This window comes from Desulfovibrio sp. SGI.169, from assembly GCF_050313595.1.
In the GTDB taxonomy this organism is placed as follows: Bacteria; Desulfobacterota; Desulfovibrionia; order Desulfovibrionales; family Desulfovibrionaceae; genus Desulfovibrio.
Genome location: NZ_JBNPLS010000001.1, coordinates 278,271 through 303,120 on the forward strand (window position 1 = coordinate 278,271; position 24,850 = coordinate 303,120).

Here is a 24,850-nt window from a genome sequence, read left to right on the forward strand (position 1 = left end):
TGGTAACATTTCAAAAGCAAAAAGCTCTGGGGTCAGGCTTGCCCGGCGACGCCGCACCCCCTCATGCTTCCTGGCCGGCATCCCGCCGGGCAAAGCTGTAGCCGGCCTCCAGGGCCTGGGCGTTGACCGGAATCAGTCTGGAGTAATGCGCGCTGACCACGCGCTTGAGCGCCTCTTGCACCGCCGCCAGCGGCAGAGCGTCCGTAGCCTTGAGCCAGGCCCCCAGGGCCACCATGTTGGCCAGCTTCACATTGCCCAGCCCATGGGCCATGTCATTGGCCGGAATGCAGACGCTGCGCAGCCTTTTGTCCAAAAGGCCCTCTCTGATCAGCGAGGCGTTGACGACCTGCACGCCGTCCTTGCGCAAGCGCGGCTGAAACTTGTCCAGCGACGGTTCGTTGAGCACAATGACGGACATGGGTTCACGCACCAGGGGCGAAGCGATGGGGCGGCTGTCCAGCACCACGGTGCAGTTGGCCGTGCCGCCGCGCATTTCAGCGCCGTAAACAGGAATGAAGCTCACTTCCAGGCCGTGCTCCATAGCGGCCTGCGCCAGCAGATTGCCGATCAGCATCACCCCCTGACCTCCGAAACCGGCCATGATCACGTCCTGATACTCAGCCACGGGGAGCCTCCTTGGCCTGTCCGGCGTCCGCCGGCCCGGTCGCGGTCGCGTCCTTGAACACGCCCAAGGGAAAGACCGGCATCATCGCCTCGGCGATGCGCCTGTTGGCCGCCACCGGGTCCAGATGCCAGTTGGTGGGGCACCCCGAAAGCAGCTCCACAAAACCGAAGCCCAGACCGTCGAGCTGCGCTTCAAAAGCCTTGCGCATGGCCCTTTTGGCCGCGAGCACATGCTTGACCGAATCCAGGGCGCAACGCTCGGCATAGGCCACGCCGTCAAGCTGCGCCATGATCTCGGCCAGACGCACCGGCCCGCCCTCATTGCTCAGAGAGCGGCCCTGGCATGTGGTGGTGGTTTTCTGACCCACCAGGGTGGTTGGGGCCATCTGCCCGCCGGTCATGCCGTAGACCGTATTGTTGATGAAGATGGCGGTGATCTTTTCGCCCCGGTTGGCCGCGTGCAACGATTCGGCCAGACCGATGGCGGCCATGTCGCCGTCGCCCTGATAGGTGAACACCACAGCGTCGGGCCTGGCCCGGCGCACCCCCGTGGCCACGGCGCAGGCCCGACCGTGCGGCGCCTCCAGGCCATCCACATTGAAGTAATCATAGGTAAAGGTCGCGCAGCCCACCGAGGCCACCAGTATGGCCCTGTCGGCCACGCCCAGTTCATGCAGCACTTCGCAGACCAGACGGTGGGCGATGCCGTGATGGCAGCCGGGGCAATAGTGGGTGGGCCTTTCGTTGAGAACAGGGGTGACGTCAAACGCCAGGCGTTCGCCCGGCCGCGGCCGCAGCGCGTCGGCTGATTCTGAAAGCCGGTTCATGATTCTTTCTCCTTGAGAACCCGGAGGATGGGCTCCGTCAGCTCGTCCGCGCCGATGAACAGGCCGGGCATGACCCCGTGCCAGGAGACGGCGGCCTTTCCGCTGAGCGCCAGAAGCACGTCTTCGACCATCTGGCCGGTATTCTGCTCGATAACCAGAAAGCGCCGTCCCGGCGCCAGGGCGCGCAGGGCTTCAGCGGGAAAGGGGTAAAGGGTCACGGGCCGGAACAGACCCGGCTTATGCCCCTCGGCGCGCAAACGGCGGATGGCGCCGCGCGCGATACGGGCCACGGAACCGAAGGCCACCACGATCAGTTCGGCGTCATCCGTATCCGTCTGCTCAAAGGCGCATTCCGCGCGCATGGCCGCGTATTTTTCCATCAGCAGGCGGTTGCGCCCGGCCAGAGCCCCCTCGGCCAGATACACTGATTTGAGCAGACGCGGGGCCGCGCCTTCGCCGCGCCTGCCATAACCCTCCAGCCGCCAGTCTCTGGACAGCGCCCGGACGGCTTCGGGAGGCAGGGCGTCTTTGGGCGGCTCGCGGCGCACGGGCTCCTTGATCTGGCCCACAATGGCGTCGCCCAGCACCATGACCGGGTTGGCGTATTTGAAGGCCAGGGCGAAGGCCCGGAACATGAGGTCGTAGCACTCCTGCGCCGTGGCCGGGGCCAGCACCAGATTGCGGTGGTCGCCGTGCCCGCCGCCCTTGACCGCCTGAAAATAATCGCCCTGAGAGGGGCCGATGTCTCCCAGCCCCGGGCCGCCGCGCTGCATGTTGACGATGACGCCCGGCACATGACTGCCGGCCATGTAGGAAATGGCCTCCTGCATCAGCGAGATGCCGCAGCCGGAGGACGATGTCATGGCCGGGACGCCGCAGGCCGCCGCGCCCAGCAGCATGTTGGAGGCGGCCACTTCGCTTTCGGCCTGCACGAAAGACCCGCCACGCTCCGGCAGCAGCACGGAGAGAGCCTCGGGGATTTCATTCTGCGGCGTGATGGGATAGCCGAAATAGCAGCGGCAGCCCGCGTCCACCGCGCCGAAAGCCACGGCCTCATTGCCCTTGATCAGCACGCGTTCCGTCTGGGGCGCGCTCATGCCGCGCCCCCTGTTGACGAGCTTTTGCCCTTGACGCTTCTGAAAACCCGGATGGCCGCGTCCGGGCACATGACGGCACAGGCGGCGCAGCCCGCGCACTGGCCGTCCATCAGCATAATTTCATATCCCTGGCGGTTAAAGCGGCCCGACGGGCGGATAATATGCACGGGGCACGCCTCCACGCAGAGACGGCAGCCCTTGCAGCGCTCTTCCAGAAAAACTATTCGCGACATATGTTTTTTGCGCTCCTTGCGGCGTCTTCGCCGGCATTGCGCCCGCAACGGACGGGGCCGGAGAGTTGGCCGGGCTATTTGATAAGCATGGCGTCCCCATAGGAGAAAAAGCGGTAGCCCCTGGCCACGGCTTCGGCATAGGCGGCCAGCGTGCGCTCACGCCCGGCAAAGGCTGAAACCAGCATGAGCAGCGAAGACTCCGGCAGGTGAAAGTTGGTCAGTATGGCGTCCACCACGCGGAAGCTCCTGCCGGGATAGAGAAAAATGTCTGTCCAGCCCGTATAGGGCTGCACCCGGCCGCAGAGTTCGGCCACACCCTCCAGGGCCCGCACGCTGGTGGTGCCCACGGCCGCCACGGGGCGGCCCCTGGCCCTGGCCCTGGCCACGGCCTCGGCGGTGGCCTCCGGCACTTCCACATATTCGCGGTGCATGCGGTGGCCGCGAATGTCTTCGCCGCGCACCGGGCTGAAGGTGCCGTACCCCACATAAAGGGTCACTTCGGCCCATTCAAAACCCCGCGCCTCCAGTTTTTCGCGCATGGCCGGGGTAAAATGCAGGCCGGCCGTGGGCGCGGCCACGGAACCGCTTTTGTCGTCCCTGGCGTAGATGGTCTGGTAGCGGCTGCCGTCCTCCTCGCCGTCGGCGCGCTTGATATAGGGCGGCAGGGGGATGTGCCCGGTGGCCGCGAAGGCCTTGCCCAGATCGCCCCGCCAGGCCAGACGCACCCGGCGTTTGCCGAAGGGGCCGGATTCCAGCACCGTGACGCGAATGCCCGCGCCGAAGGCAAGGGTTTCGCCCTCGCGCACGCTGCCGCCGCAGCGCACCAGCCCTTCGGCCTCCGCGCGAAAGGCGTCCGCGCCGCTGGCCTTGTCTGGCGCGGCCCGCTCCATGACCAGGGGCAGGGGCGTGAGCAGCAGAAATTCCACCTTGCCCCCCGTGGCGCGCAAGCCCAGCAGACGGGCCTGGAGAACGCGCGAATTGTTGGCCACGATCAGCGCGTCGGGCGGCAGCAGGTCGGGCAGATCACCGAAGGCGGCATGGCGCAGTTCGGAGCGCGGATCAGCAGCGCCCTCGCGCGGCATGACCAGCAGGCGCGACGCGCCGCGTTCTTCCGGGGGAAACTGGGCGATCTGCTCCGGCGGCAGATCAAAACGGTAGCTGCTCAGAAAAAAATCGGCTTCTTCGGGGGTCATGGCTGCGGCGGCCCTCGCTGCTGCGCCCGGCCCGCCGCCGGGCTTGTCAGGGCGCGGCGGAGAGGCTAGGCTGTGTTCCTGAACCCGGACGGCCTGAGCGTCCGGGGCAAGGAGTATAGCCATGCGACGCACGCTTGTCACCCTCACTTTGGGGCTGGTTCTCGCCGCCGCCCAAGGCTGCGCCTCCGTGGGCGTCGGCAATCCTTTTTCCAATGATCCGCTCACCGGCGGCGTGGACGCGGCGTCCAGCCATCTGCTGGGCGTGCCCCTGCCCGCCGGCATGCAGCGCTACGCCTCGCACGGCTATATGAATTACGGCGCCGGCGGGGGCCGCGAGGGCCTGGAAACCCTGCGCGGCAATGTGGACGCCGCGCAGGCGGCGCAGAGCATGTTCACGGCCCTGCAGGGGCAGGGCTGGCAGTTGCGCCTCTCTCTGCGCAAGGGGGACCGCTCACTCTATTTTTACGACAAGGGCAACAGCCTGGCCGTGCTGGCTTTTCGCCGCCAGACCGTACTGACCATCCTTGAAATCTGGACGGGAGAGCGCCTGCCCGACGGTTCGGCCCTCAGCCTGCCCGGCGCCGCGGAAAACGGCGTCGAATTGCCCGCCGAGGAATACCCTCCCATCAGCGACGCAGCGCCGGGAGGGCCAGCGCCGGGCGCCACCGAACACTGGGGCGGGGGCGTCGATCAGGGCGGCGGCCCCGGCGCTTCCGGCTTGCAGGAGCGCAATCTGTGAACCGCCCGCCCGTGTCGTTTGCCGCGCCGTTTGACCAGAGCACGCGCTTTGCCCTCAAGCGCCTGCATCTGGGCGTCTGCGGTTCGGTGGCCTGTTACCGGGCCGCGGATCTGCTGCGGGCCTGGCTCAAGATGGACATCCATGTTTCGGTCACGCTCACGGACGGCGCACGGCGTTTCGTCACGCCCCTCCTTTTTGAATCGCTGGGCGCGCTGCCGGTCTATGGCGGCATGTTCGATCAGGGGCAGGATATTTTCGCCCATCTGGAACCGGGGCAGCGCGCCCAGGCCATGATAGTGGCTCCGGCTTCGGCCGACGCTCTGGCGCGTCTGGCCCACGGCGCGGCTTCGGACATGCTGGCGGCGCAGGCCCTGGCTTTTGACGGTCCCCTGGTTCTGGCCCCGGCCATGAACCCGCGCATGTGGAAGCACCCGGCCACCCAGGCCAATGTGGCCCTGCTGAAGCGACGCGGCGCGCGTTTTGCGGGGCCGGACTGCGGCGGCACGGCCTGCGGCGACGAAGGCCGGGGAAGGCTGGCGGCCCTGCCCGAAATTTTTCTGGCCGCCTTGCGGGCTCTGGCCCCGCAGGACATGGCCGGGCTGAAGGTCATGGTCACGCTGGGGCCCACGCGCGAGGCCTGGGACGGGGTGCGCTTCTGGTCCAATCCCTCCAGCGGTCTGATGGGCGCGGCCCTGGCCGTCTGCGCCTGGTTGCGCGGCGCCGAGGTGGCGGCCGTCTGCGGGCCGGGGGTCACGGCCTTTCTGCCGCGGGGCGTGCGCCGCTTCGACGTGACCGGCGCGCGCGAAATGCGCGACGCGGCGCAAAGCCTCTGGCCGGATATGGATATGGGCATGTTCACGGCCGCCGTGGCCGATTTTTCGCCCGACCCCCCGGAAGGCGGGCGCGGGCTCAAATTCAAGAAATCCGAGGCGCCAGAAGGCTTCAGCCTGCATTTCAGCCCGAATCCGGACATCCTGCAAAGCCTGGCCGACGCGAGCCGCCCCGGCCAGAAAGTGCTGGCTTTCGCGGCGGAAACCACCCCGGACATGGACGCCCTCTTGCCTCTGGCGCGCGCCAAGCTGCGCCGGAAAAAGGCGAACCTGCTGGCGGCCAACCGCGTCAACGCGCCGGGCGGCGGCTTTGGCGCCTCCACCAACAGCATGGCCGTGGTTGACGCGCGCGGTCGCGAGGAGATCTGGCCCTCGCAAGGTAAGGCCGATGTGGCCTGGGAGCTGTGCTCATGGCTTTTGCGGATATGAATCCGCTGGGCGCGCTCTGGCAAGGCCACGGCCTGCGTTGCCTGCTGCTGCCCGGCGATGTCCCGCCGGAGCGCTCGTTCAGCGCCGTCTTGCCGCAGCCGGCGCGCCGGAATCCGCCACCGGGCCGCCCGCTTCATCCGGCTGAGCCGCGTCGTCCGCCACGCGTGGAGCGCGCCCCCGCCCCGGCGCGGGCTGTCGCCGAGGCGGATCGGCCCGCGCCCTCCACAGCCGCCCGGAACGACGGCCGCTGGCGGCCCCTGCCGCCGCATGCGTGGTCCGCGCCCTGGCAAGAACGTCTGGCGGCCACCCGGCCCGGGCTGGTGGTCTGGACCTACTGGAATCTCGGTCGGGATATCTGCGACGCCGGAGGGGGCGACAGGCAACGCCAGGAGCGACGCGCCTTTCTGCAACGCCTGCTGGGCGATCTGGCCCATCCGGCGGGCACCCACACCTTCTGGCCCGCCTGTCTGCCCGCCCAGACGGAAGGGGCGGACGCGGCGGGCGCGGACGGCTTTGCGCCCCATGCCGACGCCTTTTGGTCCGGCGTGCGTCAGCTGGGCGCGCGCGGCGTGGTGGTCATGGGCTCGGCGGCGACCAGGGCGCTGGCTCTGCCGGCCGGTCTGCGGCCCCTGCAACAGACTCGCCATCACGGCCATCTGGTCTGGGTGCTCTGGGATGTGGAATATCTGCTGCACGAAGAGCGGCGTTACACGGCCATGCTGGCTTTTTTGCGGCAGGCCCTGCGCCAGGTGGTTCGGGCCTGACAGACGGTCGGGCGGGCGCGCCTGGGGCAAGCCGTCGCTTGGGAGGATGAGGAAAAACTTTTTCGCGCCGGCAGTTGAAACGCAGCCCGGTGTTTTTCAACGGGGCCAGAATCTGGGGAAATGTAAAAATGTTCATAGCTATCGGCCTGATGCTGCTGGGCATACTGCTGGGGCGGCTTTTGCGGGGGCGGAGCTGGCTTGGCGCGCTGAACCGCTGCATATCGCCCGCCATCATGCTGCTGCTTTTTTTTCTGGGCGTGGCCGTGGGCGGCAATGAGGAGCTGATGCGCAATCTGCCCCTGCTGGGCGGCAAGGCCCTGCTGCTGAGCCTGGCCGGCGTGGCCGGTTCTCTTTTCTGCGCGGCCGCGATCCGGCGCTGGTTCCGCGATTTTCCCCCGGTTCACGGCGCTGAGGGTTCTGCCCAGCCGCCGCGCGGCGGCTAACGAGCCGGAGCGTCCCCCCATGTCTGGAAGCCTGCTCATTCTGGCCTTTTTCGGCGCGGGGCTGGGGCTGGCCCGGCTGGGCCTGATCCCCCGCTATTTTGTGGAGCATGACCCCACCCTCCAGGTGCTCTGGCTGCTCATGGCCCTGGTGGGCCTGTCCATCGGCTCGGACCGGCGGCTGGGCGAAATTTTGCGCACACTGCGTCCGCGCGTGCTGCTGGCGCCGCTGGCCACCACTGTGGGAACCTTCGCGGGCGTGGCGGCGGCCAGCCTTTTTCTGACCTACAGCCTGGCGGACTGCCTGGCCGTGGGCGCGGGCTTTGCCTATTATTCCCTGTCTTCCATTTTCATCACCCAGTACAAGGGGGCTGAGCTGGGCACCGTGGCCCTGCTCAGCAATATTTTACGCGAAATCCTGACCCTGGTGGGCACGCCGCTGCTGGTGCGCCTGCTGGGGCCGCTGGCCCCCATTGCCTGCGGCGGGGCCTCCACCATGGATACCACTCTGCCCGTCATCGCCCGCCACGCGGGCCGGGACTGGGTTTTCATCTCCATCGTGCACGCCATGGTTCTGGACTTCAGCGTGCCGTTCTGGGTCATTTTTTTCTGTAGCCTGTAGCCCGGCGGCGGGGCGCTTCGACCACTTGCCGGATGCTGAAAAAACCGTAATTCTTGTGAAAACACGTCAGCCCCGCGGAGGAAAGCCATGCCCCGGATGCGTTCGGCCAAACAGCAACTGAAGCGATATTTGCAGAGTCCGCAATGGCGGGAGCATCTGCATGACATCGCCGCGGGCGGCGCGACCCATGTGGGGCCGCTTTTTTCCTTTCTGCCGCTGGATTCGCAGACCATGCACCGGGCCGCCGTCGCCCTGGGGCTGACCACGGCGCGCCTGGCCGAAGACGAGCCCGAGGCGGCCCGCAACATCATCCGCCGTTTCATGTGGCATCTGAACGAGGAGTCCGGCAACATCGGCTGGGGCATTCCCGAAGCCTTCGGCGAAAGCCTGGCCGCCAGCCCCCTTCTGGCCGGGGATTTTCACCGGGTGCTGATCTCCTACATCATTAACCTGGGCCGGGACGACAATTATTGCGACAACGACATATTGCGCCGTTCCTGTTACTGGGCCGTCGGCCGTCTGGCCAGGGCCCGGCCCCAGCTCTGCGCCGCCGCGCGCCCCTGGCTGCGCAAGGGGCTGGACGACAAGGACGTGATCTGCCGGGGCATGGCCGCCTGGGCTCTGGGCGGCCTGCCGCCGGATATCATGGACGCGCCCGCTCTGCGCCGTCTGGCCGCCGCCGGGCACGACGAATGCTGCGAGCTTTTCGACGGCGACAGGATTCATGAAAAAAGCGTGAGCGATCTGGCCCGCGAGACTCTGGCGCAAATCGCGCCCGCCGGCGCGGCATAGGCAGAAGCCGCCCGCGCGAACGCCGGCGCGGCGTGGACTTTGCCGGGCTTTTCGCCTAAAATTTTCTTTTTTCGTACCCCGCAGCCCTTGCAGGACACGCCATGCCCACACAGGATCGCATTCGCAATTTTTGCATCATCGCCCATATTGATCACGGCAAATCCACCCTGGCCGACCGCATTCTGGAACTCACGCGGGTGGTCAGCGCGCGCGAAGCCCGACAGCAGTATCTGGACAAGATGGATCTGGAGCGTGAGCGCGGCATCACCATCAAGGCCCAGACCGTGCGCATCCCCTATGTGGCCGCCGACGGGCTGGAATACGAGCTCAATCTCATCGACACGCCCGGCCATGTGGATTTCAACTACGAGGTCTCACGCTCCCTGGCGGCCTGCGAGGGCGCGCTCCTGGTGGTGGACGCCACCCAGGGCGTGGAGGCCCAGACCCTGGCCAATGTGTATCTGGCGCTGGATCACGACCATGAAATCATCCCGGTGCTGAACAAGATTGATCTGCCCAGCGCCGAGGTGGATCGCGTCAAGGCCGAAATAGAAGAAAGCATCGGCCTTGACTGCGCCGACGCCCTGCCGGTTTCGGCCAAGACCGGCATGGGCGTGGATGCGGTGCTGGAAGCCGTCGTGCAACGCCTGCCCGCGCCCCGGGGCGATCCTGACGCGCCGCTCAAGGCCCTGATTTTCGACTCGTGGTACGACAGTTATCAGGGCGTGGTGACGCTGTTCCGGGTGATGGACGGCGCGGTGCGCCTGGGCGACCGCGTCCGGCTGATGAGCACGGGCAAGGAATACGAGGTGCTGCGGCTGGGCGTGTTTTCGCCCGAAGCCACAGACGTGAAAGAACTGACCGCCGGCGAAGTGGGCTTTTTGTGCGGCTCCATCAAAGAGCTGGGCGACGCCCGCGTGGGCGACACCCTCACCCTGGCCGGCAACCCGGCCCGCGAGCCTGTGCCCGGCTTCAAGGAAGTCAAGCCCATGGTTTTCTGCGGGCTTTATCCCACAGAGTCCGACGAGTACGAAAGCCTCAAGGCCGCCCTGGAAAAGCTTCAACTCAACGACGCGGCCTTCAATTTCGAGCCGGAGACCTCCCAGGCTCTGGGTTTCGGCTTCCGTTGCGGCTTTCTGGGCCTGCTGCACATGGAGATCATTCAGGAGCGCCTGGAACGCGAATTTGAGGTGGGTCTCATCGCCACCGCGCCTTCGGTGGTCTACAAGGTGGACACCGTGGACGGCAAAACCCTGGAGATCGACAACCCCAGCCACCTGCCGGACCCGACCAGAATACGCGCCCTGTATGAACCCTATGTGAGCATGGACATTCATGTGCCCAACGAATATGTGGGCAATGTCATGAAGCTTTGCGAGGAAAAACGCGGCGCTCAGAAAAATCTGCACTATCTGGCCGCCAACCGCGTGGTGGTGACCTATGAAATGCCCTTTGCCGAAATTGTCTACGACTTTTTCGACCGGCTCAAATCGGCCACGCGCGGTTACGCCTCCATGGATTATCAGCCCGTGGATTACCGCGATTCCGATCTGGTTCGCCTGGACATCATGCTCAACGGCGAGCCAGTGGACGCGCTGGCCGTCATTGTGCACCGCGACAAGGCCTATGCCTACGGCCGTTCCCTGGCTCTCAAGCTCAAGCGCACCATCCCGCGCCAGCTCTTTCAGGTGGCCATTCAGGCGGCCATCGGCCAGAAAATCATCGCCCGCGAAACCGTCTCGGCTTTCCGCAAGGACGTTACCGCCAAATGCTACGGCGGCGACATCACCCGCAAGCGCAAGCTGCTTGAAAAACAGAAGGAAGGCAAAAAACGCATGAAGCGCATGGGCAATGTGGAATTGCCGCAGGAGGCTTTTCTGGCCGCCCTCAAGGCGGGCGACGACTAGTGTCCGCTTGCAAAAAAGCAGACATTACAAAACCCGCGAGTGAGCGAAAAACCACGTTTTTTCGCCAACGATCCTGAAAGATTCCGCGCGGAATTTTTGCAATCAGACACCAGGCATAATGTTCAACAACTTGTTCCCCCGCGCCGCCGCGTTGACAAATCCGCTTCCCGTACCTTGGCGCGGCGCGCGAGTTCAGGCGCAATACACTCGAAAGGAGCGCATGCCGTGAAAATTCTTGTAACCCCCCGTTCCTTCGGCAAAAACAATCCCGAACTTTTTGACGCCCTGCGCGACGCCGGGCTGGAGGTCGTCCGCAATGACAGCGGCGGCATACTCTCCGAAGAAGCCATCAAGGAAAAACTGGCCCCGTGCGAAGGCGTCATTCTGGGCGTGGACCCCATGAACGCCGCCGTGCTGGCCGCGGCCCCGAAGCTGCGAGCCATTGCCAAGTACGGCGTGGGCCTGGACAATATTGATCTGGAAGCCTGCAAGGCGCGGGGCATTGCCGTTTCGCGCACTGTGGGGGCCAACAGCAATGCCGTGGCGGACTACGCCCTGACCCTGATGCTGGCCGTGGCCCGCAAGGCGACGCTTATTGACCGGCGCTGCCGCGAAAGGGACTGGAGCAAGATCACGAGCATTGACCTTTACGGCAAAACCCTGGGCATTGTGGGGCTGGGGGCCATCGGCAAATGCGTGGCCCGCCGGGCGCGCGGTTTTGACATGAAAATTCTGGCCCACGACGTGGCCTGGGATGAGGTCTATGCCCGTGAAAACGGCATTGAACGGGCCGATGTGGATCGCATTTGCCGCGAGGCCGATTTTATCAGCCTGCATACGGTACTCACGGAGGAAACCCGCAACCTGATCGACGCCGGGCGGCTGGCCGCCATGAAAAAGACCGCGGTGCTCATCAATACGGCACGCGGCGGGCTCATTGACGAGGGCGCGCTGCTGGCCGCCCTGCGGGAAGGGCGCATCCACGGCGCGGGTCTGGATGTTTTTGAGCGGGAGCCACCGGCGGACCCGGCCTGGTACGCGCTGGACAATCTGGTCATGGGCTCGCATTGCTCTTCTTCCACCGCCGGCGCCACCGAACAGATGGGGCGCATGGCCGCGGGCAATCTGCTGCGCGATCTGGGCCTGCGCTGAACGCGCGTTTTACGGTCGCCGGGCCAGCAGCTTGGCGGCAAAGGCCGCAGCGCCGAACCCGTTGTCAATATTGAGCACAGCCACGCCGGGCACGCAGGAGCAAAGCATGGTGGAAAGGGCCGCGAAGCCGCGCGCGCCCACGCCGTACCCCACCGAGGCGGGCACGGCCAGCACCGGCGCGGGGGTAAGCCCCGCCAGAATACCGGGCAGGGCCCCTTCCATGCCGGCCACCGCAATAATCACCCTGGCGCTGTGCAAAGCCTTCAGGTGCGGGCTCAGGCGGTGCAGCCCGGCCACGCCCACATCGGTGACGCAGCCGCAGTCGTAGCCCCAGAACGTCAGCGCGCCGAAAGCCTCCAGGGCCACGGGCATGTCCGCCGCGCCGGCGGAAAGCACCAGGGCTTCTCCGCCGGAAGGCCAGGGCGGGGTCATGCGCCGGCTCATGTTTTCCGGGCCGCCCAGAGAAAACAGCCGGGCTTCGGGCCAGTGCAGACCCGTGGGAAAGCGCTCACGCAACGACCGGGCCTGATCCGGCGCGACGCGGCTGACCAGCACCGGCCCATGACGGGAAAGACCTTCCACCGCGGCCAGCAGAACGGCCTCGCTCTTGCCCTGGGCGAAAACCACTTCCCCCAGGCCGGCGCGAAGGGCGCGCTGCGGGTCAAGATTCAGGCCGTGCAGCGTGTCCTGCGCGGCTGCAAAACCCAGTTGCTCCACTGCCTTGTCAGGCTCAAGGCCGCCTGCGGCCACCTGAGCCAGAATATCTCGAATGGCGCTTTCTTGCATAAGGCCTGTATACGCCAGGCCATGTCCGTTGTCAGCTTTTTTCCCGGAACTCGCGCCGTAATTCGGTTCAGGGCCGAATTGTGAAGCACGCTCGCCCAAAAACGCGCTCCCTGGCGCACTCATGGGCCTTCGCGCCGCGTCGAATCTCGTCGGCGCCGGCGGTCATGTCGTGCGAAGCATGAAATGACTTCCAGTCATCAGGCTGGGTTCAGGCCATGCTGTTGCATTGTGGCACGCGACACGATACAAAAAAGCCCATGTCAACCCGCCGTCTCCTCTTTCTTGCTCCGGCCCAGGCCATAACCGCCATCTTTCCGCCCTTGCGGGATGCCGGCTATGAACTGGGCATCGCCGAAAACCTCAAGGGCGCCTCGGTATTTATCCGCAAATCCGGCCCCGGCGTGATTTTCGCGCGGCCCACCCTGCCCGGCTTTCGGGTGGAAGACCTTCTGGCCGTGAGCGCGGAAGACCCCAATTTTCCGCCGGTCATCGTCACCACCGACAAGGGCAGCCCGGAAGAAGCGGAACGCCTGCTCAGCCTGGGCGCGCGCGATTACTGGCTGGAGCCTCTGGATGTGGAACGCATCATGGCCGTGGCCCGCGAACCGCGCAAGAGCGCGCCCGTGCCGCCTTCCAGCACACTGGGCGGGCACAGGCCGCAGTATGCCGAGGGTCAGGGCGGCCCGCGCATCGTGGGGCGGCATCCGGCTATGGCCAGGGTATTGCAGTTGGCAAGGCAGGTGGCGGCCTCCAAAGCCACGGTGCTGATTACCGGCGAGTCGGGCACGGGCAAAGAAATGTTCGCCCGCTACCTGCACGCCATGAGCAAACGGGCGCGCGGCCCCTTTGTGGCCGTAAACTGCGCGGCCCTGCCCGAACACCTGCTGGAAAGCGAACTGTTCGGCCACGAAAAGGGCGCTTTTACCGGGGCCATCGCCCGCAAGCTGGGCAAGTTTGAGCTGGCCACGGGCGGAACCCTGCTGCTGGACGAAATTTCAGAAATGGACATGGCCCTGCAGGCCAAGCTGCTGCGCGTGCTTCAGGAAGGCGAGATCGACCGGGTGGGCGGCGCGGAAACCGTGCGGGTGGATGTGCGCGTGCTGGCCACCACCAACCGCGATCTGGAAGACTGGGTCAAACAGGGCAGGTTTCGTCAGGATCTGTACTTCCGGCTCAATGTCATTCCGCTGCGCCTGCCCTCCCTGCGCGAGCGCGGCGATGACGTGCTGGAACTGGCCCGCTTTTTTGTTGACATGTATGCGCGCGAGTACAGGTTGCCGCCCGCGCCCCTGAGCGACGCCGCGGTGAGCTGGCTGAGACAGTATGAGTTTCCCGGCAATGTGCGCGAACTGCAAAATCTTATGGAACGCGCCGTGCTGCTGGCCAACGGCCGCCCGGTGGAGCCCCGCCATTTTCTGCTGGAAAACGATGCCTGGCCCCTGTTTGAGGAAGACGCGCCGGAGGTTGCGGGCGCAAGCGCCGCCGAACCGGCCGTGACGGCGGCCGCCGCGAGCGCCGCGCCGGCGGGCCCGGCGACGCCCGCAAGCGGGGCAACGCCGGAGGCTGCCGCGGGGCAGTTTGCCGGGCCCGTGATTCCGCTGCATGAAATGGAGCGAATCATGATCATCAAGGGCCTGGAAGCCACTTCCGGCAACCGCACCCAGGCCGCCGAACTGCTGGGCATTTCCGTGCGCACGTTGCGCAACAAGCTCAACGAATACCGCTCCCTGGGCCATCCCGTTGACTGACGGCCCTCGGCCTTTTGCCTTCCTTTCTTCCATAACAAAGCCCGGTTTCCGCATAACGCGGAAACCGGGCTGCTGTTGGGGCCCCGCCGGAGACGACGAGGTTTTTTGCCCCCCGGCGGGTGTGCCCCGCCCGCCGGGGCATCCCCGTCCCGCGCACAGGATCGGAGACGGGGATGTCCTTGGCCGCCGCGCCGCGCGTGGTTTGCGCTCGGGACATGGGAGGGCGCGGCGCGGCGACTTTTGGAACACGCTTTAGGCGCTTTCGTACAGGCGCGTCATGACAAATTCACGATGGCCCAGGGCCTCGGCGCTGGTTCTGCGGCCGTTGCAGGTGCGAATCATCATGTCAAGCAGCTTGTCGCCGGCCGCGTTCAGGTCATATTCGCGCTGAAGCAGGCCGGTAACATCCACATCGATATGCTCGCTCATGGTGCGCACGGTGCGGGGATTGGCCGACAGTTTGATGACCGGCAGAATGGGATTGCCGATGACATTGCCCTGGCCCGTGGGGAAGAAGTGAACCACAAAGCCGGAGGCCGCCGCCAGAGTAACCATTTCCGCCGCGGCGGATGAGGAATCCATAAACCAGAGCCCAGGCCCGGTGGGGCTTTCGGCCTTGTCCAGGCAGCCAATCACCGGCGCCTTGCGGCCGATTTTCTGGATGTTGCCCAGGGCCTTTTCCTCAATGGTGGTCAGGCCGCCCTCAATATTGCCCTTGGTGGGCTGGGAATCACAAAGGTCATTGGTTTTGTGGTCGTCCACCACCTTGGCGTAGCGGTCGAAAAAGTACATGAACTTTTTCTTCACATCCTCGTTGACGCAACGCGCGGCCACCAGATGTTCGCCGCCGGTGATTTCAGTGGTTTCGCCGAACAGGGTGGTCGCCCCGGCCTCCCAGAGCTTGTCAAAGGCGTTGCCCACCGTGGGGTTGGAGGCGATGCCCGACGTGGTGTCCGATTCGCCGCATTTGCAGGATACCCAGAGCTCCTTGATGTCGCATTCCACGCGCTGGTAATCCGAGACCTGCTGGAGAAATTCCTTGGCCTTGCGGGAGGCCGCGGCAATGGTGTTCAGATCGCCGTTCTTTTCAATGGAGAACCCGGCCACGGGCTTGCCGGTTTTGGCGATGCCGTCGACAATCTGCTGCGTCCAGACCGGCTCAATGCCGATGACCACCACGGCCGCCACATTGGGGTTGCAGCCCGCGCCGATCAGGGTTCTGAAATGCAGGTCCAGGTCTTCGCCGAATTGCAGGCGGCCATAGTGGTGCGGCAGGGCCAGGGTGCCCTTGATGTTGTTTTCCACCGCCTGGCAGGCCGCGTTGGACAGGTCGTCCAGAGGCAGCAGAATGACGTGATTGCGGATGCCCACACGGCCGTTTTCTCGTCTGTAACCCCAGAATTTTCTGTTCATCGCTCTACCACCTCTTGGTTTTGACGTTGTGCACATGCAGATGTTCGCCCTGCTTGATGGGTTGCACCACCTTGCCGATGTCCGTGCCGTATTTGATGACCGTGTCGTTGACCGCGAAATTGTGCAGGGCCACCTTATGGCCGATGGGGATGTCGTCCAGAATCTTGAAGGTGACCAGTTCGTCCTCCTGCATGATCCAGCCGGTGCATTCCTGCCCCTTTTTCAGACCTTCCACGACCACAACGCCCACGCCGTCGCCTTTTTCGTGAACAACAAAATCAACGCCCATATGTCCTCCAGAAAGGTTGCGCATGCTCCGGCCGCCACGCATGCCGCTGTTCGGAAAATATCCGCCCTGGCCGGCGGGCATGGATCTCTGCCTACAACACGCCGAGTTTGGCGTAGATGCCGGGCAGTTTTTCCCTGATGCTTTCATTGACGCGCTCGTAGAGGTGCACGCCGTGACTGTCCATAGCCACGGTCAGCGGCCCGAAGTTCTTCACCCGGAAACGGTAAAGTGCTTCTGGGTGCAGCTCTTCAAAGTAGACCTGCTCCACCTCTTCAATCTGTTCGGTTTCCAGAGCGGCCGCGCCGCCCACAATGGCCAGATACACGGCGCCGTATTTTTTCATGGCCTCCAGGCTGTCCTGATACAGGCCGCCCTTGCCGATGATGGCCCGCACCCCGTACTGGCCGATGAGCCCGGGCGTGAAGCGCTCCATGCGGGTGCTGGTGGTGGTTCCCACGCAGATTTTTTCCCACTTGTCGCCGTTTTTGCGCAGGCTGGGCGCGGTGTGGATGCAGGGCATGCCCGCCAGACTCACCGGCGGGGGATTGTTGTGGTCGAAGATGTGAATCTGTGTCAGGTCGCGGATGCCGAACAGAGGGCCGTCAAAGTAGACGATATCCCCGGCGTGCAGGCCCCGGATGACCTCTTCGGAAAAAGGCGACGTGAGATGGTGAACTTCGCTCATGGTTGCCTCCTTAGTATCCGTAAGCCACCTGGCCGGCGGGCGTGATGACGGCGCGGGCCCGGCGCGCGGGCCAGCACTGGGTGTTCACGGCCACGGGGTTCTGGGTGATGTGGGTATAGGCGCTCTCAATGTGCACGGCCAGGCAGGACACGTCGCCGCCCAGGCCCATGGGGCCGCGCCCCGTGGCGTTGATGGCCTCTTCCAGCTCTTCTTCCATTTCAGCCAGCATGGGATCGGGGTTGCGCTGGCCCACGGGTCGGGCAATGGCGTCCTTGGCCAGTTTCATCACCAGGTCGGCGGTGCCGCCCAGGCCCACGCCGATAATGCCCGGAGGGCAGGGGTTGGCGCCGCTTTCAATGACAGCGTCCAGAATGAACTTCTTCACGGCCTTGATGCCGTGCTGGGGGTAGAACATCTTCATCTGGCTCATGTTTTCCGAGCCAGAACCCTTTGGAATCATTAAAATATCCAGGTTTTCGCCGTCTCCGTCAAAGTCAAAGTAGGTCACGGGCAGGCCGGGCCCCACCGAAGTCTGGGGATTGACCCGCGTGATGGTGTGGGTGGCGCTGCTGCGGAAGGGAAATTCCTGCGTGGCGCGTTTGGCCCCCTCATAAAGGGCGGCCTTGATTTTGGCGCCGTTCCAGGCGTAGGCCGAGCCGATGCGCACCTTGTAAATGGGCAGGCCCGTGTCCTGACAGAGCAGCGTCTTTTTTTTGTCCGCGATTTCAATGGCCTTGAACATGGCTTCGAAAACACTGCGGGCGGCGGGCTTGGTTTCCCTGTCATAGGCTTTTTTCAGGGCCGCGCGCACATCGGGCGGCAGATCGCAGAGCGCCTTGATGTAGCATTGCTTGGCCGCTTCTTCCACGATGGCGTAATCAAAGGTATCCATACAGATTTCCTCCTTAGGAAGCGGGCGCGGCGGTCGCCTCGGCGCCTGCTTGCTGCTCGGGTACGGCCCGCCCGGTTTTTTCCGTTCCCAGAATCTCGCTGACCGGTTTCGTCACGGGCTTGGCGTCCCTGAAATCCAGGGACAGCAGGAAGGCCGCCATGTCCTTGAGCTGTTCGGGCGTCAGGTCATAGGCCGGCATGGTGGACGAAGCGTATATCTTGAGCGGATTTTTGATGTAATCCGCCAGATACTGCTCGTTTCTGCCTTTTCTGACCATATTGCTCATGTCCGGCCCGGTGCGATGCCCGCCCTTGCCCATGATGTTGTGGCAGTAGGAGCATTCGCGCTCCGCATACAGGAACATGCCGCGTCGGGCCTGTTCGCTCATGGGCTTGTCCGGCAGCGTCAACAGCTTGTTGTAGGGCGCGGCCTCGGAGTAGGCCATAAGCGTGAGGTAAACGATGCAGACCATGAAGGTGGCGGCCACAGCCAGAGACACGGGCCTGTTGCCCACGCCCTTGAGCCTGCTTTCGCTGAAAAAGGGCACGCCGAAGAGCATGACCAGGCCGCCGCCGAAGAGAAAGAGACTGCCGATCATCTCCCAGGAGCCCGTGAAGTAGGTCAGCAACTGGAAGAGCCACATATAATACCATTCAGGCCGGGGCAGATAGTCGGGAATGAAGGTGCCGGCCCTGGCTTCCACATGCGGCGGGGCATAGTTGGCGGCCAGCAGCAAGCCCGCAAAGACAAGGCCGAAGGCCAGGGTGCTGCGGTGGATGTGTTCGGGGTAGAAGCGGTAGGGCTTGCCGTTGGAAGGCGGCAGAACCTCGCCGGCCAGACGCTCGCGCGGGTCGGAGATATTGTGGATGCGAATCAGATAGATGTGCACGGCCATGAGCAGAAGCAGACATGCGGGCAGAATGAGGGTGTGCACGGAATAGAAGCGCGAAAGCGTAAAGCCCGATATGTCGTTGCCGCCCAGGATGAAGCGGGTGATGTAATTGCCCACGCCGGGATACTGGTTGGGAATATTGGCCCCCACCACCGTGGCCCAGTAGGCTTTCATGTCCCAGGGCAGCAGGTAGCCGGTGAAGCCCAGACCCAGAGTGACCAGAAAAAGGCAGACGCCGGTGAGCCAGGTGAGCTGGCGCGGTTTGGCGTAAGAGCCGTGCATATAGGTCACCATCAGATGGCAGAAGACCAGAAAGACCATCAGGCCCGCGCCCCAGTGGTGCACGCCGCGCAAAATCTTGCCCAGGGGCACTTCATTGCTGATGTACTGCACGGAATCCCATGCCTTGTCCGGCGACGGCACATAATAAAAGGCCAGAATCATGCCGGTCGCCACCAGGACAATGAAAGTCAGCGCGCAGAGGGTGCCCAGCACGGCGCTCCAGCCGGTGCGGTCCGGCAGCCTTTTGTACAGGAATGGCTTGAGATACTTGTCCCAGCCGATGTCGTTCCGGAAGCTCATTAGACCACCTCCACCTTAAGAATGCCGTTTTCCAGCTTCCAGGGCAGCCGGGGCAGAGGCGACGGCGGCGGCCCGGCGATGACCTTGCCGTCCCGGTCAAACGCCCCGCCGTGACAGGCGCATTTGAAGCGCCGGGAAAGTTCGTCCCAGCTCACGGCGCAGCCCAGATGCGGGCAACTGCTGCTGAAACAGATGAAATCCTGCTCCGAATCGCGGCGCACCAGCACGGGCACTTCCTTTTCCTCAGAGTGGAAAGCCTGGGTGCGCTTGTAATGCAGGGTTACGCTGGTGATGCCGCCCACCGGAAAGTCCTTTTCCGCTCCGGCTTCCACCCACTGGCTGGGCTGATCGCCCAGCGTGGGGCCCACGGCGCTGACGCCCAGCACCGTGCCCAGAGAAGCCACAATGCCCGCTCCCACCAGCCCGCCGGCTCCCTTGAGGAAGGAGCGACGGGAAGCGTCATGGGCCTGGCAGGCGCATGAATCAACGGCTTGCGCCTCCCTGGCCGGCTCCTTCTTTTCAGCCAGCTCGGCGGGATGCGGCGGCAGAGGTTTGACGGACTTGAGGTTTTTCAGGGCCAGGCGCTGAATATACTTGATGGCGCGCGTGCCGCTGATGGATTTGGGGCAGACCTCGGTACAGTTGAATTCGGTGCGGCAGTTGTAGCAACTGTCCAGAGCTTTGGTCAGGCGGGCCTCAAAGAGCGCGTCGCGCTCGTCGGCCAGCAGGGTAAAGGCGCGGTTCAGGGCCGCCGGGCCGCAATACCCCTCGTGGTTGTCCACCATGGTGCAGCTCGACACGCAGCAGCCGCAGGCAATGCAGTCTGTGGCCATGCCGATGTCCACGCGTTTCTGGTCGTCCGGCCTGATAACGTAGGGTTCGTCGCGTTTTTCCTTGGGTTCAAAGAAGGGCAGCGCGTCTTCATACTTGGCGAAAAACGGCCCCATATCCACCACCAGGTCCTTGATGACGGGAAAATGGTTCAGGGGCCGCAGGGTGATATCCTGCCCGGCGGGCAGGTCACAGACATTGGTTTTGCAGGCCAGGCCCTCGCGCCCGTTGATGACCATGCCGCAGGAACCGCACATGTTCACGCGGCAGGCGAAACGGAAGGCGATGCTCGGGTCCTGTTCCTTCTGGATGCGCAGCAGCACGTCCAGAATGGTGGTGGTGTCGGGATCGGGAATGTCCAGGCTATAGCTCAGGAAACTCCCTTCCCCGCCCTTTTCCGGGTCATAGCGGAATATCCTTACCGTGCGCGTATTGCTAGATTGCATGGCTTCCTCCGTTTAGTAGATGGCAAACCATGCGATCAGCGCGGCGGTAAGCCCCAGGCCCAGCGTCCAGGGCACCAGGCGGCGCGCCGAACTTATCTTGGCAAGGTTGAAGTCAAGCAAAATGACGCGGATGCCCAGCGAGGCGTGCAGGGTCACGGCCAGCAGCAGAAGAAACTGCACATAGGGCTTGTAGGTGAAACAGAGGTGCAGAATCAGCAGCAGCACGATAAAAACGGCGCTGACCCGCTGCAGCAGCCAGGCCCACATGCCCACATGCGCGCGCCCGCGCCGGTACGGATCAATTTCCCCCCACTGCATGGGCTTTCTGTAGTCAAGTTCGGGCGTATTCATCATTTCCCCCATTGTTTGCGTGTGGAAACTTATTTTTTGTGTTTCTGGCAGGCTTCAAGCGACTTGTGCTTGAAGACCACTTCCCGCTTTTCAAAGAGCGGCAGTCCGTCCTCGCCGCGCCACATGAAGGTGTTGAACAGACCGTAGTCGTCGCGCTGTTCCGGGAAATCCTCACGGGTATGCGCGCCTCTGGTTTCCTGACGCTGCAGGGCGGAAGTCGCGGCCATAACGGACACGTCAATCATGTTCAGGGTGTCCAGATGGGTATTGAACTGCATGTTGTAGGCCCGCTTTCCGTGCACGCCGGCCCGTTCCACATCCTGGCGCAGCGTGGCGAAATCGGTAAGGGCCTCAGCCAGGGCGGATTCTTTGCGCACCACGCCCACCTTGACCCAGTTGGTCTCCTGAATTTCACGGCGGTTGTCGAAAGGCGAGGAGCCGCCCTTGCGGCTGAACGGTTCGCTGATGCGGGCCGCGGCTTCTTTGGCCATGCCCGGCGCGCTGTCCTTGATGCGGCGGTTTTCCGGCTTGGAGAGATAGGCCGCAATGGATTTGCCGGCCAGACGGCCGTACACGCAGGATTCGCCGATGCCGTTGCCGCCCAGGCGGTTGGCGCCGTGCACGCCGCCGGCGTCCTCGCCGGCCACGAACAGCTTGTCCAGAGAGGCCCGGCAGTCCACGCCGATGGCCGCTCCGCCCATGAAAAAGTGGGCCGAGGGCGATACGGGCACCATGCCGTGGGCCAGGTCGTACTTGAACTGGGCGCAACGCTCGGCCATGCCGGGAAAGCTTTTGAGCACGAAATCCGCGCCGAGGTGGGCCGCGTCAATGCGCACGCCGCCTTCGGGGCAGGCCCGCCCGGCCATCATTTCCAGGTAGGCGGAGCGGCTGACCACGTCGCGGGTGGCGCGCTCGGCCACGTCCGGCGCGTATCTGAGCATGTAGCGTTCGCCCTCGCCGTTGTAGAGGTGGGCGCCCGCGCCGCGCAGGCCCTCTTCCAGCAGGGCCCCGGCCACCACACTGCCGGGAATGATCAGGCCCGTGGGGTGAAACTGGATCATTTCCATATCGCGCATCAGCGCGCCCGCCCGATAGAGCATGGCGATGCCGTCCGCGGATTTTTCCGGGCCGGGGGCGTGAAAACGATACTGGGTGGGGCCGCCGCCCGTGGCCACCAGAGTGGCCGCTGCCTCCACGGTAATGAAGGCGCCGGTGCGCATATTGTAGAGCAGCGCGCCGGTGACGGTGCTTCCCTCGGCGTCCAGCAGCAGTTCCACGGCGCGGGTTTCTTCCAGCACCGGAATCCGGCGTTTGAAGATCTGTTCCGTGGTGCGGCTGATGATTTCGATGCCCGTCAGGTCGCCCTTGTGCACCGTGCGGTCAAAACACTGCCCGGCAAAGGCTTTCTGATGAATCTGTCCGTCCGGGCGGCGGTCGAAAAAACAGCCGCAGACGGTTTCCAGTTCCTTGACCGTGGGGGTGGCCTGTTCCACCAGAGCCAGGGCCAGGTCCTGATCATTGATGTACTGACCGCCCTTGAGCGTATCCATGAGGTGTTTTTCATGGGAGTCGCCGGGGTCAAGCACCACGTTAAAACCGCCCTGAACCATGCGGCTGCAGCCGCCCTTGCCCTTCAGCGCCTTGGTGGCGATGAGGATGTTCAGGTCAGGATCCGCGTCATGGGCGTAAATGGCGGCCAGTTGCGCCGCCGCGCCCATGCCCAGCACCAGCAAATCCACTTTGTAGTCCGCATTCATAAGATTTCCCCTGTAAGACATTGCGGCAGCTGCGTTGCCCTGAATCAGCAAAGATCGCGCCAGTTATCTTTCAGTTTATAACATATTGAATTTTCACCATTTATATAAACCACTGCCATTGGCGCCCTTGCTGTCCGCCCAAATAAGAGCTTTTTACAGCCCTCGTTTGGGCAAAAATGCCCGAATTCCCGTTATGGCATAAAAGGCCACACGCGCGGGATAATCAGCACGGAAAGAGCAAACGCCACGATCTGCCAGAAAAAGCCGTAACGCACATAATCCCCGAAGGTGTAGTTGCCCGGTCGCAGCACCAGCGTGTTGGAGGGCGTGGCGATGGGCGTCATGAAGCAGGCCGCGGCGTTCATGGCGATGCCCATGACAAAGGGCAGGGGGCTCATGTGCGCGCCCAGGGCGATGGGGATGACCAGGGGCACCATGATGGCCGTGGTGGCCGTGTTGGACATGATGTTGGTCAGTACGGCAGTCACCAGCATGAGCGTGCAGAAAAGCACATAGGGGTCGGACACATGGCTGACGACAAAATCCGCAATCAGCTTGGCCGCGCCGGATTTGTTCATGGCGAAGCTCATGGAGAGCATGCCCGCGAAAAGCCAGACGGTGGTCCAGTCAATGCCGTCCTGGGCCTGCTTCAGGCTCATGCAGCGGGTCAGGATGCAGAGCATGGCCCCCAGCATGGCGGCGGAGGTCAGCGGAACCAGCCCCGTGGCCATGCAGATGATGACGAGAAAATAAATGCCGCCCGCGATCCACATGTGCACGCCGCCGTCGGGAATTTCAATTTCCTTGAGTTCGGCCACGTCCTCACGGGCCGGCGGAATCAGAAAACGGGGGAACAGGGCGAAAAGAGCCGTGCCGATCAGCGTCAGCGGAATGCCGTACCAGGCGAATTCAAAGAAGGCGAACTGCCCGTATTCCGGCGCCATTTTGGCCAGAATGCCGTTGGCCACCATGCTCGGCGCCTGGCCCACCAGCGAGATGCAGCCGCCGAAACTGGCCGCGTAGGCTGTGGGCAGAAGGATGCGCGAAGGCGAAAGGTGCGCCTTGCGGGCGATGGAAATAATCATGGGCAGGGTGATGGCCGTGACGCCGGCATTGTTCAGAAAAGCCGACATGAAGGCGATGAGAAGAATGGCGAAGACCAGAAGGCGGGTTTCGCTCTGGCCGGCCTTGCTGATGATCATGGTCGCCACACGCTGGGCGAAACCTGTGGCGAAGGTGGCCTCGCCCAGCATGAACAGGCCCACAATGGTCAGTATGCTGGTGTCGCCAAAACTTACCCAGGCCTCCTTGACCGTGATGACGCCCAGGGTGGAGAGCGCGCAGGGCACCAGTATGGAGGTCACGGCCAGCGGTATCCATTCCGTGAAAAAAAGCACCGCGGCCACAATCAGCACGCCAAACACAATGTAGACATGCGGCATGTTGATGGCCTGCGGCGGTGACGCGCCCGCGCAGGCCATCCCAGGCAGAAACAGAACCAAGAAAGGCAGAACGGCAAGGAGTTTTTTCATGAGCTTTCTCCGTGGGTAAGGGTGGAGTCCCGAGCAGCAAAAATGAGGTGATGCTTGTATGAAAATAAAATCTGATTCAATCAGACGCATAAAGAGACAGAAGTAAGAAATATGAAGCAGAGAACAATTTTTCTGAATAGCGCATGATTGCATTTTTTATTGATAATATTTCCGAAATACGAGCCAAGCAGTATTACTGGAACGGCTGTAAGTACCCTGAGTAATGATTCAATGCTTAGAATATCAATATATATATACGATATTGTCTTGCAGATATTGGTGATGAAGAAAAGAATGATGGTGGTGCCCACAAAAACGCGCCGGTCGCGCGCGGCCGTGATAAGATACAGGGACCAGACAAGCCCCCCGGCATGGGCCAGCACTGTGGACAGGCCGCCCAGAAACCCATACGCGTATGCGCCCAGCTTGCGGTCGGTCTCGCCGCCCGCGCAACGCGCGTTGAGCCCGCTGACAAGCCTTTTCAGCGCGACGGCCGGCGGAAAGCCGGGCCAGAGCAGGCTCAGCGCGTAGCACGCGCCGAACAGGCCCACGCAGACGCGGAATGTCCTCCCCGGAATCAGCGGCAGCAGCACGACGCCCAGAACCAGCCCGGGCAGGGCGGCCAGAAAAAGGCGCCCCAGCTCCACGCGGGGCAGCCATTGCTTCCAGTAATAGCGCAGGCCGATGACATCCGAGACCAGCATCATGGGAGCGCCCAGACCCAGGGCCACTTTGGCGGGAAAGGCCAGCGCCAGGGTGGGCAGCAGAAAAATGCCCGCCCCCACGCCGACGCCTGTTTTGATGATGCCAGAGAAGAAACCCGCGAGAGCGATGATGATAATGTCCGACGTGAGCACAGTCATACCTCGCACAGGTCAAGAGTCATGATTTGCCCTTAAAACAATAACATAATAATAATAATAATAATATAAGTTATATTATAATATCTATTGCTATGCGGCGTATTATACTGTCAATGGAAAAGCGATTTGTTGTT

Annotated in this window: 25 protein-coding genes; 9 read left to right on the plus strand and 16 right to left on the minus strand. The window is 63.5% G+C overall.

All coding sequences use genetic code 11. The features are described from left to right. Positions 1-61: 61 nt before the first annotated feature. From ACQRA4_RS01310 to queA, 5 genes are all read right to left on the minus strand, one after another. Positions 62-625, minus strand: coding sequence for a 2-oxoacid:acceptor oxidoreductase family protein (locus ACQRA4_RS01310; RefSeq protein ID WP_427821267.1), 564 nt, complete (start codon positions 623-625; stop codon positions 62-64). After that, the gene (locus ACQRA4_RS01315) at positions 618-1,451 is read right to left on the minus strand and encodes a thiamine pyrophosphate-dependent enzyme (RefSeq protein WP_427821268.1); all 834 of its coding nucleotides are present in this window, start codon (positions 1,449-1,451) and stop codon (positions 618-620) included. Before ACQRA4_RS01315 ends, ACQRA4_RS01310 begins: the two co-directional genes overlap by 8 nt. After that, complete coding sequence (gene vorB, locus ACQRA4_RS01320; RefSeq protein WP_427821269.1) at positions 1,448-2,548, minus strand: 3-methyl-2-oxobutanoate dehydrogenase subunit VorB; 1,101 nt, start codon at positions 2,546-2,548, stop codon at positions 1,448-1,450. Before vorB ends, ACQRA4_RS01315 begins: the two co-directional genes overlap by 4 nt. Beyond that, the gene (locus tag ACQRA4_RS01325; RefSeq protein ID WP_427821270.1) at positions 2,545-2,781 is read right to left on the minus strand and encodes a 4Fe-4S dicluster domain-containing protein; all 237 of its coding nucleotides are present in this window, start codon (positions 2,779-2,781) and stop codon (positions 2,545-2,547) included. Before ACQRA4_RS01325 ends, vorB begins: the two co-directional genes overlap by 4 nt. A gap of 74 nt (positions 2,782-2,855) precedes the next feature. Then, positions 2,856-3,974: a tRNA preQ1(34) S-adenosylmethionine ribosyltransferase-isomerase QueA gene (queA, locus tag ACQRA4_RS01330; protein WP_427821314.1), complete on the minus strand. Its 1,119-nt coding sequence runs from the start codon at positions 3,972-3,974 to the stop codon at positions 2,856-2,858. A gap of 121 nt (positions 3,975-4,095) precedes the next feature. Between queA and ACQRA4_RS01335 the strand changes: the two genes are divergently transcribed. The 8 genes from ACQRA4_RS01335 (at position 4,096) to ACQRA4_RS01370 (ending at position 11,649) form a co-directional block, all read left to right on the plus strand. After that, on the plus strand, positions 4,096-4,713 hold the full coding sequence (locus ACQRA4_RS01335; RefSeq protein ID WP_427821271.1) for a hypothetical protein: 618 nt from the start codon (positions 4,096-4,098) through the stop codon (positions 4,711-4,713). Next, on the plus strand, positions 4,710-5,972 hold the full coding sequence (gene coaBC / locus ACQRA4_RS01340; RefSeq protein WP_427821272.1) for a bifunctional phosphopantothenoylcysteine decarboxylase/phosphopantothenate--cysteine ligase CoaBC: 1,263 nt from the start codon (positions 4,710-4,712) through the stop codon (positions 5,970-5,972). The genes ACQRA4_RS01335 and coaBC overlap by 4 nt, the downstream gene beginning before the upstream one ends. Further along, positions 5,954-6,736: a hypothetical protein gene (locus ACQRA4_RS01345; RefSeq protein ID WP_427821273.1), complete on the plus strand. Its 783-nt coding sequence runs from the start codon at positions 5,954-5,956 to the stop codon at positions 6,734-6,736. Before coaBC ends, ACQRA4_RS01345 begins: the two co-directional genes overlap by 19 nt. Positions 6,737-6,864: 128 nt before the next feature. Next, positions 6,865-7,179 (plus strand): LysO family transporter, encoded by a 315-nt coding sequence (locus ACQRA4_RS01350; protein WP_427821274.1) that lies wholly within the window; start codon positions 6,865-6,867, stop codon positions 7,177-7,179. A 19-nt stretch (positions 7,180-7,198) separates the two neighbouring features. Continuing rightward, positions 7,199-7,798: a lysine exporter LysO family protein gene (locus ACQRA4_RS01355; RefSeq protein WP_427821275.1), complete on the plus strand. Its 600-nt coding sequence runs from the start codon at positions 7,199-7,201 to the stop codon at positions 7,796-7,798. An 87-nt stretch (positions 7,799-7,885) separates the two neighbouring features. After that, positions 7,886-8,590, plus strand: a complete 705-nt coding sequence (locus tag ACQRA4_RS01360) for a DVU0298 family protein (protein ID WP_427821276.1) — start codon at positions 7,886-7,888, stop codon at positions 8,588-8,590. A gap of 101 nt (positions 8,591-8,691) precedes the next feature. Continuing rightward, positions 8,692-10,497 (plus strand): translation elongation factor 4, encoded by a 1,806-nt coding sequence (lepA, locus tag ACQRA4_RS01365; RefSeq protein ID WP_427821277.1) that lies wholly within the window; start codon positions 8,692-8,694, stop codon positions 10,495-10,497. A 225-nt stretch (positions 10,498-10,722) separates the two neighbouring features. Then, entirely contained in the window at positions 10,723-11,649 is a 927-nt protein-coding gene (locus ACQRA4_RS01370; protein WP_427821278.1) for a phosphoglycerate dehydrogenase, read from the plus strand. A 9-nt stretch (positions 11,650-11,658) separates the two neighbouring features. On the opposite strand, the gene larB is transcribed toward ACQRA4_RS01370, so the two are convergent. Continuing rightward, entirely contained in the window at positions 11,659-12,435 is a 777-nt protein-coding gene (gene larB / locus ACQRA4_RS01375; RefSeq protein WP_427821279.1) for a nickel pincer cofactor biosynthesis protein LarB, read from the minus strand. A 257-nt stretch (positions 12,436-12,692) separates the two neighbouring features. Here larB and ACQRA4_RS01380 point away from each other — a divergent pair, with 257 nt between their 5' ends. Continuing rightward, positions 12,693-14,183: a sigma 54-interacting transcriptional regulator gene (locus ACQRA4_RS01380; protein WP_427821280.1), complete on the plus strand. Its 1,491-nt coding sequence runs from the start codon at positions 12,693-12,695 to the stop codon at positions 14,181-14,183. A gap of 252 nt (positions 14,184-14,435) precedes the next feature. Here ACQRA4_RS01380 and ACQRA4_RS01385 read toward each other — a convergent pair whose 3' ends face one another. The 10 genes from ACQRA4_RS01385 to ACQRA4_RS01430 all read right to left on the minus strand — a co-directional run bounded on the left by ACQRA4_RS01385 (position 14,436) and on the right by ACQRA4_RS01430 (position 24,716). Next, positions 14,436-15,596 carry a UxaA family hydrolase gene (locus ACQRA4_RS01385; protein ID WP_427821281.1) on the minus strand — a complete coding sequence of 387 codons (1,161 nt, stop codon included), beginning with the start codon at positions 15,594-15,596 and terminating at the stop codon, positions 14,436-14,438. A gap of 4 nt (positions 15,597-15,600) precedes the next feature. Then, positions 15,601-15,885, minus strand: coding sequence for a UxaA family hydrolase (locus ACQRA4_RS01390; protein WP_427821282.1), 285 nt, complete (start codon positions 15,883-15,885; stop codon positions 15,601-15,603). Between the two features lie 91 nt (positions 15,886-15,976). Next, positions 15,977-16,570, minus strand: coding sequence for a FumA C-terminus/TtdB family hydratase beta subunit (locus ACQRA4_RS01395; protein ID WP_427821283.1), 594 nt, complete (start codon positions 16,568-16,570; stop codon positions 15,977-15,979). Positions 16,571-16,580: 10 nt separating this feature from the next. Continuing rightward, positions 16,581-17,462: a fumarate hydratase gene (locus tag ACQRA4_RS01400; protein WP_427821284.1), complete on the minus strand. Its 882-nt coding sequence runs from the start codon at positions 17,460-17,462 to the stop codon at positions 16,581-16,583. A gap of 13 nt (positions 17,463-17,475) precedes the next feature. After that, positions 17,476-18,936 (minus strand): cytochrome b N-terminal domain-containing protein, encoded by a 1,461-nt coding sequence (locus ACQRA4_RS01405; RefSeq protein WP_427821285.1) that lies wholly within the window; start codon positions 18,934-18,936, stop codon positions 17,476-17,478. After that, positions 18,936-20,213 carry a 2Fe-2S iron-sulfur cluster-binding protein gene (locus ACQRA4_RS01410; RefSeq protein WP_427821286.1) on the minus strand — a complete coding sequence of 426 codons (1,278 nt, stop codon included), beginning with the start codon at positions 20,211-20,213 and terminating at the stop codon, positions 18,936-18,938. Before ACQRA4_RS01410 ends, ACQRA4_RS01405 begins: the two co-directional genes overlap by 1 nt. A 12-nt stretch (positions 20,214-20,225) precedes the next feature. Beyond that, positions 20,226-20,567, minus strand: a complete 342-nt coding sequence (locus tag ACQRA4_RS01415) for a succinate dehydrogenase (RefSeq protein WP_427821287.1) — start codon at positions 20,565-20,567, stop codon at positions 20,226-20,228. Positions 20,568-20,593: 26 nt separating this feature from the next. After that, complete coding sequence (locus ACQRA4_RS01420) at positions 20,594-22,321, minus strand: L-aspartate oxidase (RefSeq protein WP_427821288.1); 1,728 nt, start codon at positions 22,319-22,321, stop codon at positions 20,594-20,596. Between the two features lie 191 nt (positions 22,322-22,512). Further along, complete coding sequence (locus ACQRA4_RS01425) at positions 22,513-23,853, minus strand: SLC13 family permease (protein ID WP_427821289.1); 1,341 nt, start codon at positions 23,851-23,853, stop codon at positions 22,513-22,515. Positions 23,854-23,933: 80 nt separating this feature from the next. Then, a complete protein-coding gene (locus tag ACQRA4_RS01430; RefSeq protein WP_427821290.1) occupies positions 23,934-24,716 on the minus strand; it encodes a sulfite exporter TauE/SafE family protein in 783 nt (260 codons plus the stop codon). Positions 24,717-24,850 lie beyond the last annotated feature (134 nt).